General features: G+C 39.2%; 11 protein-coding genes and 1 pseudogene. 4 read left to right on the forward strand and 8 right to left on the reverse strand.

Translation table 11 applies throughout. The features are described from left to right. Positions 1–31 precede the first annotated feature (31 nt). From E4O07_RS12360 to sbcD, 7 genes and pseudogenes are all read right to left on the reverse strand, one after another. Positions 32–424, reverse strand: a complete 393-nt coding sequence (locus E4O07_RS12360) for a CZB domain-containing protein (RefSeq protein WP_253688144.1) — start codon at positions 422–424, stop codon at positions 32–34. 9 nt (positions 425–433) lie between these two features. Next, positions 434–2,524, reverse strand: a pseudogene (locus E4O07_RS12365) (methyl-accepting chemotaxis protein); the annotation flags it as partial. A gap of 60 nt (positions 2,525–2,584) precedes the next feature. Beyond that, entirely contained in the window at positions 2,585–4,021 is a 1,437-nt protein-coding gene (locus tag E4O07_RS12370) for a nicotinate phosphoribosyltransferase (RefSeq protein WP_253686273.1), read from the reverse strand. Between the two features lie 25 nt (positions 4,022–4,046). Next, positions 4,047–6,536, reverse strand: a complete 2,490-nt coding sequence (locus E4O07_RS12375) for a DNA translocase FtsK (protein WP_253686275.1) — start codon at positions 6,534–6,536, stop codon at positions 4,047–4,049. Between the two features lie 24 nt (positions 6,537–6,560). Further along, complete coding sequence (gene uppP, locus E4O07_RS12380; RefSeq protein ID WP_253686277.1) at positions 6,561–7,370, reverse strand: undecaprenyl-diphosphatase UppP; 810 nt, start codon at positions 7,368–7,370, stop codon at positions 6,561–6,563. A gap of 79 nt (positions 7,371–7,449) precedes the next feature. Further along, positions 7,450–10,542, reverse strand: coding sequence for an AAA family ATPase (locus tag E4O07_RS12385; protein ID WP_253686279.1), 3,093 nt, complete (start codon positions 10,540–10,542; stop codon positions 7,450–7,452). Positions 10,543–10,544: 2 nt separating this feature from the next. After that, complete coding sequence (gene sbcD, locus E4O07_RS12390) at positions 10,545–11,702, reverse strand: exonuclease subunit SbcD (RefSeq protein ID WP_253686281.1); 1,158 nt, start codon at positions 11,700–11,702, stop codon at positions 10,545–10,547. Positions 11,703–11,747: 45 nt separating this feature from the next. On the opposite strand from sbcD, the gene E4O07_RS12395 reads away from it, so the two are divergent. The 4 genes from E4O07_RS12395 (at position 11,748) to E4O07_RS12410 (ending at position 15,276) form a co-directional block, all read left to right on the forward strand. Continuing rightward, the gene (locus E4O07_RS12395; protein WP_371921982.1) at positions 11,748–13,304 is read left to right on the forward strand and encodes a methyl-accepting chemotaxis protein; all 1,557 of its coding nucleotides are present in this window, start codon (positions 11,748–11,750) and stop codon (positions 13,302–13,304) included. Between the two features lie 69 nt (positions 13,305–13,373). After that, the gene (locus tag E4O07_RS12400) at positions 13,374–13,730 is read left to right on the forward strand and encodes a GntR family transcriptional regulator (protein ID WP_253686284.1); all 357 of its coding nucleotides are present in this window, start codon (positions 13,374–13,376) and stop codon (positions 13,728–13,730) included. 20 nt (positions 13,731–13,750) lie between these two features. Continuing rightward, entirely contained in the window at positions 13,751–14,452 is a 702-nt protein-coding gene (locus E4O07_RS12405) for an ABC transporter ATP-binding protein (RefSeq protein ID WP_253686285.1), read from the forward strand. A 2-nt stretch (positions 14,453–14,454) separates the two neighbouring features. Further along, a complete protein-coding gene (locus tag E4O07_RS12410; protein ID WP_253686286.1) occupies positions 14,455–15,276 on the forward strand; it encodes a hypothetical protein in 822 nt (273 codons plus the stop codon). Between the two features lie 90 nt (positions 15,277–15,366). On the opposite strand, the gene E4O07_RS12415 is transcribed toward E4O07_RS12410, so the two are convergent. After that, complete coding sequence (locus E4O07_RS12415) at positions 15,367–16,221, reverse strand: Rpn family recombination-promoting nuclease/putative transposase (RefSeq protein ID WP_253686287.1); 855 nt, start codon at positions 16,219–16,221, stop codon at positions 15,367–15,369. Positions 16,222–16,381 lie beyond the last annotated feature (160 nt).

A 16,381-nucleotide genomic window follows, 5' to 3' on the forward strand; every position in this document is an offset into this window, starting at 1 on the left:
CGATTTGGGGAGCCTTTTTTTATCAGCCGCTTTAGTGCAAGCCCGTTTCATTTTTTAGGGCGGTTACGGCAGCGGTAATTTCATTTGAAGCGGTGCTGAATGAACTTCCCGTATTGAGCATAGCTTCCGCTTCGGTAAATTTTCCGTCATTAATTGCAAAGGCTACCTTGCCCGCTTCAACATGAAAAGCGGCATGTTTAGCTACACAGTTTTTGTATGAGGCCAAGTTACCGTATTTTGTTTTTGCTTCTCCGTGCAGCCATTTTCCGAATTCGCATTCCGAATCCTTAGAAATGATTCCTGCATCAAGTTTTTCCTTTGTTGATATTGCTGCCCTAAGTTTAACCTTCCAATCTACATGAACTTTGACTGCATTAGTAAGATTAATGCCGGAAGTTTCCTTTTTTGTTTTTACGAGGCTTATTTCGCCGCTTACTTTGAATTTTCCTACTTCCTTAACAAGATTATCAATGCTTTGTTTATTTTTTTCAGTTATTACAGCAACATCTTCCATTGCATTACCAATATGGGCAGCTCCTTTAGCAATCTCATTCATACTGCCGGTTATAACATGGGTTAGGCCGTCCAGTTTATTCATTTCCTCTGCGACCCCTTCTCCGCCTTTGAGCATTTCTTCCGAACCTGCTTGAACTTCGGCGGTAATTCTGTTTATGTCTTTGATGGCCATCAACACTTCTTGACTCCCATGCTGCTGCTCCGCCATGGCATTCATCAAAGTTGTGCTCATTTGTTTTACTTGCTCAGATAGGTTGAAGATAGCATTAAACTTTGATTCAGCCGTCTTTGCAGAATCAGACAATATTTCGATTTCTCCGGATAGGTTTTTTAATGTTGAGGTAATTGTTTTTCCCTGAGTACTTGATTCTTCTGCAAGTTTTCTGATTTCATCGGCAACAACGGCAAAACCTTTTCCTGCTTCTCCTGCATGGGCCGCTTCGATGGCTGCATTCATAGCCAAAAGATTTGTCTGACTTGCAATGTGTTGAATAACCGTCGAAGCTTCCAATAAGCCGCCTGACTCTTCGGATATTTTTTGTGTTACTGTATTTGCGTTTGTAACGGTATCTTTACCGTCTGCAGTGGCTTCTGCAAGAGTTTTAATAACATTATCGGTTTTTCCCAGAGTGTTTGTTATGGAGCTTATGTTTGCGACCATTTCTTCAATAGCCGAAGATGATTCGGCAACACTCGCTGCTTGACTTTCAATACTGCCGTTAAGCTGTTTTATGGTACGGATTATTTCTTCTACTGTGGCGGCTGTCTCGGTAACACTTGCCGCCTGTGTCATTGCTTGCTGTTTTACATCTTCAATGTTTGCAGTGATTTGTTGAACCGATCCGGCTGTTTCATTCATATTGCCGGCAAGTTCGGTTGCTATGTTTTCCATTGTTACGGTATTCACTCCTACAGCCTGAATGGAATCTTCTATTTTTTTGATTGTTTGGTTAAAGTAATTCGATAGATCGGTGATTTCGTCATTTCCTTTAAGCGGAAGTCTTACCGTTAAATCGCCTCCCCCTTGTGAAATATTTTTTAAGGCTGTAACGACTCCGTTAATAGGTTTTACAATGCGTAATGCTACAAGGAAAATTACGATAAGGGAGCTTATTAAAATAATTATACCCACGATATAAAGGGATTTTTTTAAGATAGCGATTGTTCCCATAAATTCGTCTATTGGTGCGGAAATGATAACCGTCCAATCCGTTACTTTAATATGAGCGAAAGAAGCTATTTCAAGCTCATCTTCCCAATAAAAAGAACCTACTGCCGGCTCTTTTTCGGCTAGGGCTTTTTTTTCGAACGCCGCTATGCTTGCAAAAGCCGGATCATTTTTTGCTTTGTTCTCGCTTGATTCAAGTTTTGAAACAAGACTTAAATCTTTATCGGCAATTGTTATTCCGCTTAGGCCTATGATATAACAGCCGCCTGTTTCTCCTACGGTTATATCTTTTATTTCGTTTGATAAATGAAGCCCGTTAATGGCTGCTGCCAGCACACCTATTATTTTGCTGTCGCTATTATAAATGGGAACAGCATATACGCTGATTAAAGAACCGTCAGAGCGGGATGTTATCGGTTCTGAAGCAAATCGTTTACCTGATGCGGCGGTCTTATACCATGCAAGGTCTCCTACAAATATAGTGCCTCCGGTATTTGCATAACGGTTACCTTTCATGTCTGTTATATTCAGTTCTAATATAGTTTTATCCAAGGCACTTTGTTTTTGTAAATATCGTGATTTTTCAAGATAGCTTGTTTCTGTATCGCTCAGTACAGGAGATCTTGCAATGCCTTCCAAAAGTTGAAAGAAGGCATTTATCCTGCCGTCTATAATTTCAGCCGTATCCTTTGCCTTATCGATTAAGTGAGTTTCCGCTTTTTCTTTTACAGCTGTTTCGGCAATGTTTACAGCTAAGATACCAAAGATAAAAAGAGCAAGGCTTACCAATAATCCGAAAATAACAATTAATTTATTACGGATAGAAAATCTCTTTTTCATAATATTCTCCTCCAAAATTGAATACTTTAATTTACTTATAAATAACCGGCTTTTTCTGCCTTAGCTTTTAAAAACCGGTTTTGCTTTTATCAGCTGCTGTTTTAAATCTCTCATCTTTTCGCTTAAAGAAACCTTGTATATATGGGGATTTAAAAGACGTTTTGAGGTATAGTCTAAACTATCAAGCTGCTTTTCGGCATAGGTTTTGATTTCTTTTAGAGACGGTACTTTACCGACAGCCTTACCGTTTTCAATTCGTTTTTCTAAAAGAGCCTCGGCCTTTGCTGGCGTAAAGGTAAAATTCTGGTAGTCATTTGCTGGATGATAAAAGGTCTGTTCTACACCCTCTTCAATTTTTTCGTTTTCAAGACTTAGAACATCGGCCTTAAAAGTACCGTCAGAATTGTAAAGCCGCCAAACCTGTTTGCTTGCAGGATTAGTCATCTTTGCAGGATTATCCGAAAATTTCATAACCGGAGTCCATTCCGTTTCTTCTAAACTCTTACGAGCAGCCATTTTATATACTCCTGTAAGGGAGGCTTCATTTCCGCCTGTAACCATGTGGGTTCCGACTCCCCAAGAATCTATGGGAGCATTGTTTTGGACAAGGGATTCTACAATTTCCTCCGTAAGTTCATTTGAAACGGAAATCTTTGCATTGGGGCAGCCCGCTTCATCTAGGCGTTTTCTTACATCTTTGCTCAAATAATAAATATCGCCTGAATCAAGGCGTACACCGAAGTTTTTTTCCTTTTTTTGCAGACGCTTTCCAACCTTGATAGCGTTTACGATTCCTGAACGGAGGGTATCATAGGTATCTATTAAAAATATCGAATTATCCGGATAAATGTCGGCATAGGTTTGAAAGGCCTCCTCCTCGCTTTTAAATGACATTATCCATGAGTGGGCCATTGTTCCGAGGGCCGGTATGCCGAGTTCTTTGGCAGCAAGGGAGTTGCTTGTGCCGAAGGCTCCTCCTATGTAGGCAGCTCTTGTTGCACTCATAGCCCCGTTGTTGCCCTGTGCTCGGCGAAGACCGAATTCCATTATAGAGCCTTTTTTTGAAGCCAGCCAAATTCTGGCGGTTTTTGTTGCTATGAGGGTTTGAAAATTTATCATGTTTAAAATTAGACCTTCTAAAAGCAGGGCTTCAACCGTATCAGCCTCAACTCGGATTAAGGGTTCATTCGGAAAAACGACGCTTCCTTCTTTCATTGCCCAAATATTGCCTGAAAATTTAAAGCCGGCAATATAGTCTAAAAATTCTTTTTCGAATATTCCGAGGGATTTTAGCCACTCGATATCGCTTTTTTCAAAGTGAAAATTTTGAATAGTTTCTAAGAGGGGTTCAAGGCCTGCAAAGACGGCATAACCGCCCTTAAAAGGGTTCGATCTAAAAAACATTTCAAATACGGTTTTTGTGTTATTTCCTTTTTTCCAAAAACCTTGAGCCATTGTCAATTCATAAAAGTCTGAAAATAAAGCGTTATCAATCATAAATTTTACCTCGTATAATTATTTTTTAAGAATGTGTAATTACTTCCCTCGGCTTTGAACCGTTTGCAGGGCCGACCACTCCGCGTTCTTCCATTTCTTCTACTATCCGCGCAGCTCGGTTATAGCCTATTTTAAGCCGCCTTTGGATATAAGAAGCGGAAGCCTTTCCTTCGGCCAGTACAATCTGCAAGGCCTCATCGTATAGGGGATCACTTTCATCCCCGAAGAGGGTGCCTTGGGAATACTCTTCGTCATCTACAAATATTTCGTCATCTATGTAGTCTGGTTCTCCGAATGTCTTTACACATTCAACAACCTGCTCTACCTCATCATCGGAAACAAAGGTGCCTTGGATTCGGGCCGGGAAGGGCTTGGTGGTGCTTACATAGAGCATGTCGCCCTTGCCTAAAAGCTTTTCTGCCCCGATATTATCGAGAATAATTTGGCTGTCTACACGGGAGGCAACCATAAAGGCAATCCTACTCGGAATGTTTGCCTTGATTAAACCTGTAATTACATTGGTAGAAGGGCGCTGGGTTGCAAGTACCAAGTGAATACCTACGGCACGGCTCATAGCACAAAGTCTTGAAACGGTTGCTTCAAGTTCTTTTCCTGTGGTAGACATAAGGTCTGCGAATTCGTCAATTATTATTACTATGTAGGGCAGGGGCTCGGCTGCAATTTTTTCCCGTTTTATTTTTTTATTGTAGCTTTTGATATCTCTGACACTCATGGAATCAAGCATCGCATAACGCCTTTCCATTTCGCAGATACAGTATTGCAAGCCTTGAAGTGCTCTTTTAGGTTCCGTAATTACCGGAGTCAATAAGTGCCCGATGCCGTTGTAAAGTTTAAGCTCTACAATCTTGGGGTCAACCAAGAGGAGCTTTACTTCTTCGGGACTTCTGTTATAGAGAATTGAAAGAATAATAGAGTTTACACAGACCGATTTACCTGAACCTGTAGCACCGGCTATCAAAAGATGGGGTGTTTGACAAAGATCCAGAGTTTGAGGTTCTCCTGTTACGTCTTTTCCTAAAACGATAGGAATACCCATTTTTTCGGTACCGGGAATTTGAGTTTCGATTAGTTCTCTAAAGCCGACTATTGCGCGTGATTCATTAGGAACTTCAATACCGACAGCTTGTTTTCCCGGAATGGGAGCAACAATTCGGACACTTTGAGCAGCAAGCCTAAGGGCTATATTATCTTGAAGGGCGGTGATTTTACCCAATTTTATTCCGGGAGGAGGAAGAACTTCAAACATGGTAACAACCGGCCCCTTTCTGATACCTGTAATTTCAATGCTTATATTGAATTCTTCAAAGGTGTTTTTTAAGGCTATGGCTGCTTTTCGGGTTGAGTCATCAACTATCCAGTATTCGTTTCCCGGATATTTTGTTAATAGATCATAAGGAATGTGGTAGCCATTTTTTTTATCTTTGGAGTCTTTTTTAGGCTTTAAAGGCTGGGCTGCACTTATTTCTATATCTTCGCTTAATTCTTCTGAAGGAAGAATATCATCGTCATCTTCTTCTTTATCGTCATCATCAGTATCGGTATTTTCAGAATCATCAGTTTCAAGGTCATCGTATTCGGCAATTTCGTTTTGTTTAAGACTGCCGTATTCAGCAATTTCATCCTGTGAGGGTTCTCTGTCTTCGGTAATCTCATCTTCCTCTATGGAGCTAAGTTCTTCTAAGTCCTGTTCGATGCTGATATCTTCTATTACGACAAGAGAGTCTATAATGCCTTTTTTTGAGTCTTCAGGAGGAGCACTGCCTATGTCGACCTCTATATCTGCATCTATTTTTTTAAAAGGAGCAGGTTCTTCCTTGGGACCCTCTGTTTCGCTGTTTAGTTGAGATTTTATAAACTGGTTTCGTGTAAGGATTGCCTCCGACAAGGTTTGTCCGGCTGTATCGGGACCGGTTTTATTTGTGTTTGACTTTAGCCAAAATCCTGTTTGGACCGTTTCATTTCCTTCACCGAACACCATAGATGTTTCTGAAGGATAATAGCTGTCACCTATGATATCTTCTATTTCGTCTTTTTCTTCAGGCTGAACAGAAGCTCTTTGATGGATTTTTTCACTTAATATAAGGGTAAGAAATACCTCCATCAAGAGTAAAAGGCCTGTTGCCAGAGTTACGGCAATTTTTGTAAATTCTTGCACTGTTTCATTTTCAATTTGCGGAAGTAAAAAATAGATTAAGTGTTCTCCAAGCACACAGGTTAAAAAATAAACCGGCATAAATGATAATAAAAATTTTGAATGAAGTGTCCAGCCGGGAATCATCAATAAAATTGAAGAATAAAGAAGAATGATAGGTATCAGCAAAGAAGAAAATTTATACGTAGAAAAAAGAACCGTACCTATTGTTTCAAAGGGGAATATGTAGCCTTTAAAACCGAAAATGGGTAAGAGAACCGCCAAGGCTATGTAGATTGAGATCAAAAAAATGAAAATGCCCAATGTGATTGATATGATCCTAAATTTTGATTCTTCTATCAAATTTCAACTCCGAAAGCGTAAAAATTATCCGGCAAAACCCCAAAAGTAAATACTAAGACCGATTCCCAGCGGAATCAAATAGAAAGCGAAGTACATAAGCTTTCCGTTTTTTATAAGTTTGAGTAAAAACCGTAGCGAAAAATAACCTACAACAAAGGCACTCAACATTCCGGCTATTAGGCTTATAGGGCTTACACCTGCAAGAAGATTATCGGCAGATTTGAGTTCAAGTATAAATGCCGCAAGGATTGCAGGTATCGATAATAAAAAGGAAAATTCTCCTGCCTTTTCCCGGTCAAGACCTGCAAAAAGAGAGGCGGAAATAGTACTGCCCGAACGCGAGATTCCGGGTAAGACTCCTATTCCTTGAGCAAGACCTATAACAGCTGCCGTAAGGAGGTTTATATTTTTTGATTGTTTTTTAGGCTTTACCTTAGAAGATGCTATTAAAAGAAATCCTGTTATGATAAAGAAGATGGGTATAAAACGTATGTCGATGGTTTTTACCCAATCTTTTAATAAAAGGCCTATTACACCTGTAACGGCGGTTGCGGTTATAATGGCTGCAATCATCATAAGATCGTCTTTATCTTCAGGTTTGGATTTTCTTATGATAAATCTGCCTAAAACACAAAAAAGACCGGCAATTTTTTTTGCAAAAACGGTGCAGACGGCCGCAAGGGTGGCGACATGCAGTAATATATCAAAAAGGATGGGAAGATCTTCTTGTTTAAAAAAGTATTCTACAACCGCTAAATGTCCTGAACTTGAAACAGGTAAAAATTCGGCTAAGCCTTGAACGGCTCCTAAAATAATAGCTTGAAAAATCGACATAAAAATTCTCCCGAAAAAGCTTTTACAAACGATAAGGTTACTGTATCATAAAAAAGAGAAAATTTCCAGCCGGAAATGCTTAACCTCTTATCTTTATTGCAGAGCCGTTGGCGGTTTTTTCTATTTCGATTTTTTGGGGGATGCGGGTTTTTAGCTCGCTGACGTGGGAAATTATTCCGACCATTCGGTTACCCCTTACTTCGTCGAGAATGCTGATGGCGTTTTCAAGGCTGGCTTCATCGAGGCTGCCGAAGCCTTCATCTATAAACATTGAATCCAGCCTTATGCCGCCGCTTCTTGTTTGAATGGAGTCGGCAAGGCCGAGGGCCAGGCTTATTGAAACCATAAAGGTTTCTCCTCCGGAAAGGCTGGCTGTGGGACGGATGCCGCCTGTGTAGGCATCATAAATTTCCATGTCCAATCCTGAAAGGTTGTTGCCCGAAAGCTCCTTACTCAATTTTAAAACATAGCGGCCGCCGCTCATGCGTTCAAGGCGGGTGTTGGCATAAACGATTATTTCGCGTAAAAAGGCCGAGAGCATCCAGATATCGAATTTCAGTTTATACTTATTGCTGCCGTTTAAACTTAAGGAAAGCTCGGTTATAAGCCGGGCTTCTTCGGCTCTTTGTTTTAATTCCGTTAAAAGATTTTGCCGCCTTTCAAAAAGGTCTTTGAGTTTGTCGAGAGAGCTTTTTACTTCCGTAAGGCGGTCTTGTTCTTCGTCAAGATTTTTTTGCAAAATTATAATTTCGTCTTCAATTTTTTCGGGCGGAATAAAGGTTTTGCCTTCAAGATCTTTTTCGAGGCCGGAAGCGGAGTGCTCCAAGGTTATCTTTTCTTCTTTGAATTTCGTTACCGTTTCTTCAAAGCCGCCGATTTTTTCTTCAGGTAAAATAGAATCTAAAAGCTCATTTATTGAAGAAAACCCCTTTTGCTCAAGAGAGGTTTTTAAATTTTCTTCTTCTTCCAATAAGGTTTTTTCCCATTTGGCCAACTGCTCCTGCCTTTGGATGAGCCCGGCCTTTATGCTTGTATGGCGGTCATTGCTTTCTTTTAGTCTTTCCTCATAGCCGCTTATTTTGCGGTCTGAGGCAAAAATCATTTCATTGCAGCCTTCGATTGTGTCTTCTATATTTTCTTTTTGGATATCTGAGGGGATGGACTTAAAGGCGTCATCGTATTGTTTTTTCTTTTCGTGGAGGATTGTGTTTAACTCGCTTTCTTTTATCTTGATATTTGTAAGAGCCTCGCTTAAGGCTTCCTTTTCATTTTGGATAGAAGAAAGTTTTTGCTCCAAATTTATTTTTGCAGTGTTTGCGGTCTGGGCTTCTTTTAAAAGAAGGTTATCTTTTTCGGCATTCTTTGCGGCTTGAGGAAGAAGTTCTCCTATTGTTTTTTCTAAAGGCATTTCTTTGAAAATAAAAGAGCCTGTTTTAAATTCCTCATTTAGGTTGAGAAAAGAGCGGTCAAGCTCATCCATTTGCTCTTTTTGCCAATCGGCATCGGTATTGCGGGCCGTGAGGCTGTTGTTGAGGTTTTCCCTGTCGTGATTAAACTTTTCGATGCTGCGTTCGCATTTTTGTATTTTTTCGTCGAGGGAAAAAATACTTTCCGTATTTTCAACGGCCGGGGAAGGGTGATGGATTGAGCCACAGACAGGGCAGGGTTCCCCGTCTTTTAAGTGAACGGCAAGGGCGGATGCCTCTTGGTTTATTTCAAAATCTTTTTTTTCTTTTTTAAGTTTTTCAAAAAGCTCTTTTTCAATTTTGATGTCTTTTAAAATTAACTGTAAATCGTTGTAGTTTTTTTCGGCTGCGGCCTTATGAGTTGTGTAGAGCTTTGCCGCTTTTTCTTTTTTTGAAGCGATGTCAAAAAGCCTTTTTAGGTAAGAAAGTTTTTGGGACGAAGTTTCTGCCCTTTCTTTTCTGTTATCGAGCTCGCTGATTATTTCAAGATAGCCGGAAACTTTGTCCTTGATCTCCTGAATGTTCTTTTCGGTTTGAGCCAACTTTTCGGTCTTTTCTTTTTTTTGCAGAGAAAGTCCTTTTTTTTCGTATGATTTTTCTTCTATTTCCTTGTAAACCTCGGCTGCCCTTTTGAGACGGTCAAGATTTTGTTTTAGGGCGGCATTGTTTTCTTTTTCGGATTCGATGTCTTTTTCTTGTGCTTTAAGAGCTTCCAAAATTTCGGTTACGGAATTTAAGTCTTTTATCTTTTTTTCGATGTCGGTTTTATATTCGGCTATGTTAGAGTTAAGTTTTTTTACGGAATCGGCAAGGCCTGTAAGCGAAGAGGCTCTGCGGGCTTTTTCGACAGCCTCTTCCATCATTTTTATATCGTTTTGATGGGCTTTAAGATTTTCGAGCCTTGTTTTTATCGTTGTAAGTTCTTCTTTTTTTTCTTTGAGAACCTTTGCCTGCTCTTTTTCGGATATTTTTACCTCAATTTTTTTGGAAATTTGGTTGTAATTTTTTTTGATAAGTTCAATCTCTTTTTCAAATTCGCCCTTTTTTGAAGGATAGGAATCGGCATCGAATTCTTTGCCGAGGGATTCAAGGGCATCTTCAATATTTTTTATCTTATAGGACTCTGCCTTTTCCCTCTCCTTCAGGTTTTCCATTATTTGGGTATAGCGCGAAATAGGAAAAAGCTCTTCAAGGGTTTCTTTTTTTTGGCTTGAATTTTCGCGCAAAAAGGCGGCAAATTCGCCCTGAGGAAGAAGTACAATGCGGGCAAATTCTTTTTCGTTTAAGTTTATGATGTTCAATATTTTTTTGTCCGTGTCCCGCTTATTTGTTGTGCTTAAGTTTTTCCAAGTTTGGCCGTCCCATTCGGCTAGGGCCGATTCTTCGGGGCTTTCGCTTTTTTTTCCGGGGCGTAAGAATGGAAGCCGTCTGAAAATTTTGTATTTGGAGGGACCCATGGTAAAGATAAGCTCAACCTCTGCTGTTTCCTCCTCGGGGGCAAATTGGCTTCGGAGGCTGCGGGCAATTTGAGAGCGGCTTCCCAAGGGCTTTGAGTAGAAGGCATACGAGATTGCATCAAAGATTGTTGTTTTTCCGGCACCGGTTTTTCCGCATACCAAAAAGATAGAATCCATGAGGCTGAAGTCTATTGTGTGAGTTCCTCTAAAGGGGCCTATATTGGTTAGTTTTAAAAGTTCGGGTTTCAAATTTACTCCTCCTTAAACCGTTCCCTGCAAAGGTTTTTGAAAAGTTCCTGTTTTTTTGCAGAGGGCTCTTCGTCTATTGCCTTTTCAAAAAGCATAAAGTTTTCAAAAATTACATCCTCGTCTTCAATGTTCTTTTTTAAGATATGAATTTGCTCCTCTTCTTTTAATTCGGCAGCGACCGCCTCTTGGTGCAGGTTTAAAAGATAGGGAAATTTTTGCTGCAAGAGGCTCATCGGGCTTTGAATGACTTCGGAACCTGTCAGGTTTATTTCTAAAAAGTCGTCCTTGTAGGCATCGAATTTATCGGTATTAAAAAAATCGAAAAAACTGCCCTCTAAGTGGGTCATTTTGCGTAAGGGTGTAATCGGAATTTTTTCTACCCGGACAGGGAAGCCTTGAGTTTTGCAGTCTATGTCGACGGATAAAACAACTTTTTCGATTGAACATTCATCGAAGGCATAGGTTAGAGGGGCTCCGGAATAGTACATTCTGTCGGTCACCTTTTGCATTTTGTGTAAGTGTCCCAAGGCTGTGTAGGTAAAAAAATTGAAGAGGGCCGGCGAAACATATTCCGCTGTGCCTAAAAAAGCTCTTTCGGAGGAGGAGCTTTCTCCGTTTAAGGTAAAAAGATGGGCAATCAAAACCGAAGGAATTTCCGGATCTACAGCCCCTTTTAACCGTCGGGAGGCTTCTTGTGCCATCTCGGATTGAGAGTTTAATTTTAACTCCTCATTTTGTTCGGAAAATGAGCCTAAATGTAAAAAAGGCATTAAAAAAAATTGAACTTTTTCTCCATTTTGTGCTATAATAACAGGTGAGCATAGTTTGCCGGTTCCCGCAGCAATGTGAATATTACTCGAACTTAAAATTTTAGAACCGAAGGCAAGTCTTTCGGCGGAGTCATGGTTTCCGGGTATTATAAACACGGCTGTATCGGGGCAATCCCGATGGACGGCAGATAAAAATGAATCGAAGAGGGCTACGTATTCTGCAGGAGGAATTGAACGGTCGTATACATCGCCTGCAATAATAAGGGCTGCATAATCGTCTTTTAAAAGAATTTTATGAATATCATCGAGCATTTTTTTCTGTCTTTCAATTTGGGGCGCCTCGTATAGGCTTTTCCCTAAATGCAGATCGGCGGTATGCAAAATTTTCATACTTCTAATGTATGGGTATTTAAGGATTATGTAAAGGACCTTGGAATGAAAAACTACATAAAAATTGTTTTTGCTTTGTGCGGTATTGCTTTGGCGATAGGGATAGGAGGAGCGGCTTTTTTTATTGCTGCAAAACCTTCGTCGGATTTTCAACTTAAGACCGATTATTTACTTGAGTACAGATTTTATCTTGCAAGTTTAAGGGCGGATATGTACAGGACTGCAAGCAAGGATGGGGAATTTTCCGTTCAAAACCTTAAAGCAAGGATAAAGGAAACCGTCAATTCTTTTGAAAATTTAAAAAAACTTTCGGCTGCCGACAAAAACGACTCCAACTTAAAATTTGCATACAATGATTATGAAGCTTCAAATAATAAGCTTTTTAAAAGTATAGAGGCTTGGAGGCAGGAGTTTGAACTTACCGGAGATTCATCGGCAAGAACTTTTTTTCCTGTTTTAAAAGAATTCGATGCCGTTCAAAATAGTTTTGAAAGGCTTAAAGACGAATATAAGGCCGGCTTTACAAGGCAGGAAAAAAAATCGAAAGGGCTTGCAGCCCTTTTAATCGTTTTAGCCTGGGGTATAGGAGTATTTTTAACATGGCTTGTTTCTTCTGTCATATACAAGATTTATATAGAAAGAGAAAGAGCAAAAAAAGCAAAACTCAGGCTTCATCTAGGTCCAAAAACAGATGACAGGCAGACTGCTGCCCCCGATACTGCAAAAATATTTCTGCCATCTTATAATGAAGAGCGGAGTTCTGCTTCGGATAAAACTTTTAATAAAGGTTTTCAACAAAGAGCCGAAGAAGAGACCAATAAAAGCGTGTCACAAAATTACGCTCAGCAGCCTCCTTTCCAAAAATCTTCCTATACACAAACAGCTTCTGCCGTTTCTATAGAAGAATCGCCTATTTATATAAAGCTGCAAAATGATTATAACGAATTAAAAGCTATGTCTGAGGAGTTAAATGAAGCTTATAATGAACTGCAAGAAAAACATAGCGAACTTGGTTCTTCCTATAAGGAATTGCAAGAATCCTTTAAGCAAGACGATGAAAAAAAGGCCGAAAAATGTGAAACGGTAAAATCCTTTTTGTCTGACATACAGATGGATGCTGCGGAAGCTCAAGAAGATGCTCAAGCTGCACAAGAACTTGTAGAAACCTTCCAGGGCGGGCATAAACTTTTTAAATCTACTTACGAAAGAATAGTTCATATAAATCAAAGCATTTCGGATATACAGGAAATGGCGGAGGTAATCGCAGGTATTGCCGAGCAAACTAAAATGCTTAGTATGAATGCCGCCATCGAAGCTGCTCATGCCGGAGATGCCGGAAAGGGCTTTGCCGTTGTTGCCGAAGAGTTGGGCCGCTTGGCAGCTGCCTCGGTTGAAAGCTCGGCAGGTATAGGCAAGACCGTCATTGAAGTGGTAAAGAATATTTCGTTTATGGCAAAGAGCAGCGAAGATTTGGATAAGGCCTTTAACGATATAAATACAAAAACAAATCAGGTTTATACAACCGTTATGAATTTTTCGGATAGAATGGTTCAAACCTTCCAAAAAACAGACAGTGTTTTAAGAGGCCTTGACACAGTTTAACAATAATAGTATTATAGACAGATAGAAGAGTCGTTTTATATGATTTAAATGTTGTGGAGGTTCTTTTTTGTGAAAGTTGTATATGATCAAAATCGTCCGATATATTTACAAATAATCGAAAAAATAAAATGTAAGATTGTCTATGGAGAGCTTAAACCCGGAGATAAGATTCCTTCAATGAGCGATATGTCCGTCGAGATGGATGTAAACCCGAATACGATGTTCAGGGTATATAAGCAGCTTGAAAGCGAGGGCATAACGGAATCAAAACGCGGGCTAGGCAGCTTTGTAGTAAATGAGGCCGATTTGGTGAAAAAATTGACTGAGGAAATGGCGGATCAGATCATAGTGCCTGCAATTGAAGGATTGCGGAATTTGAAATTTTCTGATGAACAGATAATTGAATCGATAAAAGCAAAGTTATAATAAATCTTTAGGAGGAAAAAATGAGTACAGTACTTGAAACTGAGCATTTAAAAAAAACATATTTGGGAAAAAAGACTGCTCTTTATGATGTTAGTTTAAAAGTTGAAAGCGGAAGAATATACGGTCTTTTGGGGCCGAACGGTTCCGGCAAAACAACCTTTTTAAAGATAATTGCAGGCCTTATAAAACCTACAGCCGGCAATTTTAAGGTATGCGGAAAAGAATTCGGTATAGATACAAAAAAGATTGTAGCCTTTTTGCCGGATAAAAATGTTGTATATCCTTGGATGACCTCTGAAGATGCCGTCAATTTTTATGCCGACTTTTTTGAGGACTTTGACAAAAACAAGGCTATGGATATGCTGAAATTTATGAAGCTTGAACCCAAGCAGACGGTAAAAACAATGTCGAAGGGTATGATCGAAAAGCTTAACCTTAGCTTAACTTTTTCGAGGGCTTCAAAACTTTACATCTTGGATGAACCGCTGGGAGGCACAGATCCTGTAGCCAGAGAACAGATTATTAAAACCATAATCAAAACATGGACTGAAGAAAGCGCCATCCTAATAACTACTCATCTGGTATCGGATATAGAGCATGTATTTAACGATATTGCCTTTTTAAAAGAAGGTGAAATCGTTTTGGAAGGGGATGCTGAGGATTTACGCAGCACACGCGGAAAGTCTATCTATCAAATCTATCTTGATGTTTTTGGAGTATAAAAATGGGAAGAATTTTTAAATATGAAATAAGGCGAAGGCTGAATACTATTTTAATTTTAAGCGGAACTATGATAGTCTTATCGCTCGGCTCGATAGGCCTCTTGGGGATTTTTAAAACTCCTTTCGGAACAATGGGTACGACAGGCGGTCTTTGGCTCGGCTTAACCTTTTTTGCTCTTTTTTTTATACCCCTTGTAATGTTTTTTACATGCAGCAATGGACACATAGACGAACTTTTATATAAGGACACCAACTATCTCATGCTTACCATCCCTATAAGGAGTGAAGCTATATTGGGAGGCCGAATCCTCGCGGGCTTTGTAGAATATTTAATATACACCCTTATAGCTGCCGTCTTTTTTATAGTGATAGGGGCTCAGCAAACTGTTCTTTATGCAGGAGCAGGACGAACAATTATGTCGGTTTTAGGGGATATATTTTATCAGATATTTGCACAGAATTTTCTCCCCTTTCTTTACGGAATTTTACTATTGGTTTCATCATTTTTACTTGTAGGAACGGCCTTTATGTTTGTTAAGGCTTTGACCCGCTCCTTTATAAGAAAAAAGATGACGGCTCAAATTATTGCAGTCATTCTTTTTGTTTTAATTTTTGAAAGAATTATAGCCCTAGGCACTTATTTGAGCACGGAGTGGGATCTTGTTCAGTACATAGATCTAAGACTTGTATCTTCTCAATATCAGCCTTTTGGAAATATTCAGCCGATGCCTGTTCATTTGGTTACAGTCATTATGACCCTGCTTATTTCTGCCGGTTTTTTTGCGGCTACAAGTTGGCTGTTCAATAAAAAAGTTGAGTTGTAAAATTAATCGCTAAAGTCTTTAGGAGCGCAAAGAATTTAAGGGAACCTTTATAAGGCATTATTTAATAAGTTTTTGCGCTCTTGGTCAATTTTATAGGGCTTCTATTTCTTCAATAGAAAGTCCCGCTATTTTGCAAATATCGCTAATCGGATAATTCTTATTTTTCATCAACTTTGCCGTTTCAAGAGCTTTTTGGTAAGAGCCTTTTTCTATACCCTCCTGATACCCTACATGTTTCCAAGAAGCTTTGTCATGTTCATATTTCATTCGGTTTTCATATAGCCATTTTTCTTTCGGGCTCATTTCCATTACTTCTATCGTTGAATTTGCCTTTCTCATCATAGCAGACTCTTGGGCTAACATGGTACGTACCTCCTCCTCATCGGTTTCGATAAATTTCAGCCAATTATAAAGTTTCTTTTTCTTTTTATCGGTTTCTTTATTTTCTTCTTGCTCTTTAACCTTGGCTAAGTTCAAAAAGTGGATTTCAAGCTCATCGGAAAGCTTATCGTTTATGTGCTTTTCAACTACATTATACTCACTGTGAATCAGATTGTTCAAATTAAAGCCTTCACCCACTATGTTTATTGTAATACATTTAGGCTGTTTTGTATACACTTCACCTGTTTTTAAGTTTTCCGTATACATTTTAGCCCAATAAAAGATAGTTCTTTGAGCAAACTCACTGTTCCACCTGTTTTGAATTTCGATATCGATAATGGTACTGTTTTTTAGGCGTAATTTTACATCTAAAACACCTGTTTTATCACTTATTGCATCTTTATGAAACTCTTTATCCAAGAGTTCTAAACCGGCGATGGTCTCAGGCGGAATGTCTAAAATGCACTCCAATAAATCCTGTAGGATATCCTTGTTTTCGTCCGTTCCGAAGACTCTTTTAAATGCGTAGTCGTTGCGGAGGGTAATGTTAAAAAGTTTTTCCACTTTTACCTCTCATAAATTATTTGAAAGAAGAAAATTTTTTTTCCTTTCATAATTATTGTATGAAGAGTTTGCAGTAAATAGTAAAATTTTAAAAAGAAAGTTTATAATTTAATAAATATTTAGTAAGCAATAGTTGACTTTATTTGAAATCTATGCTTAA

Origin of the sequence: Treponema sp. OMZ 798 (assembly GCF_024181385.1) — a bacterium.
Lineage (GTDB): Bacteria > Spirochaetota > Spirochaetia > Treponematales > Treponemataceae > Treponema_B.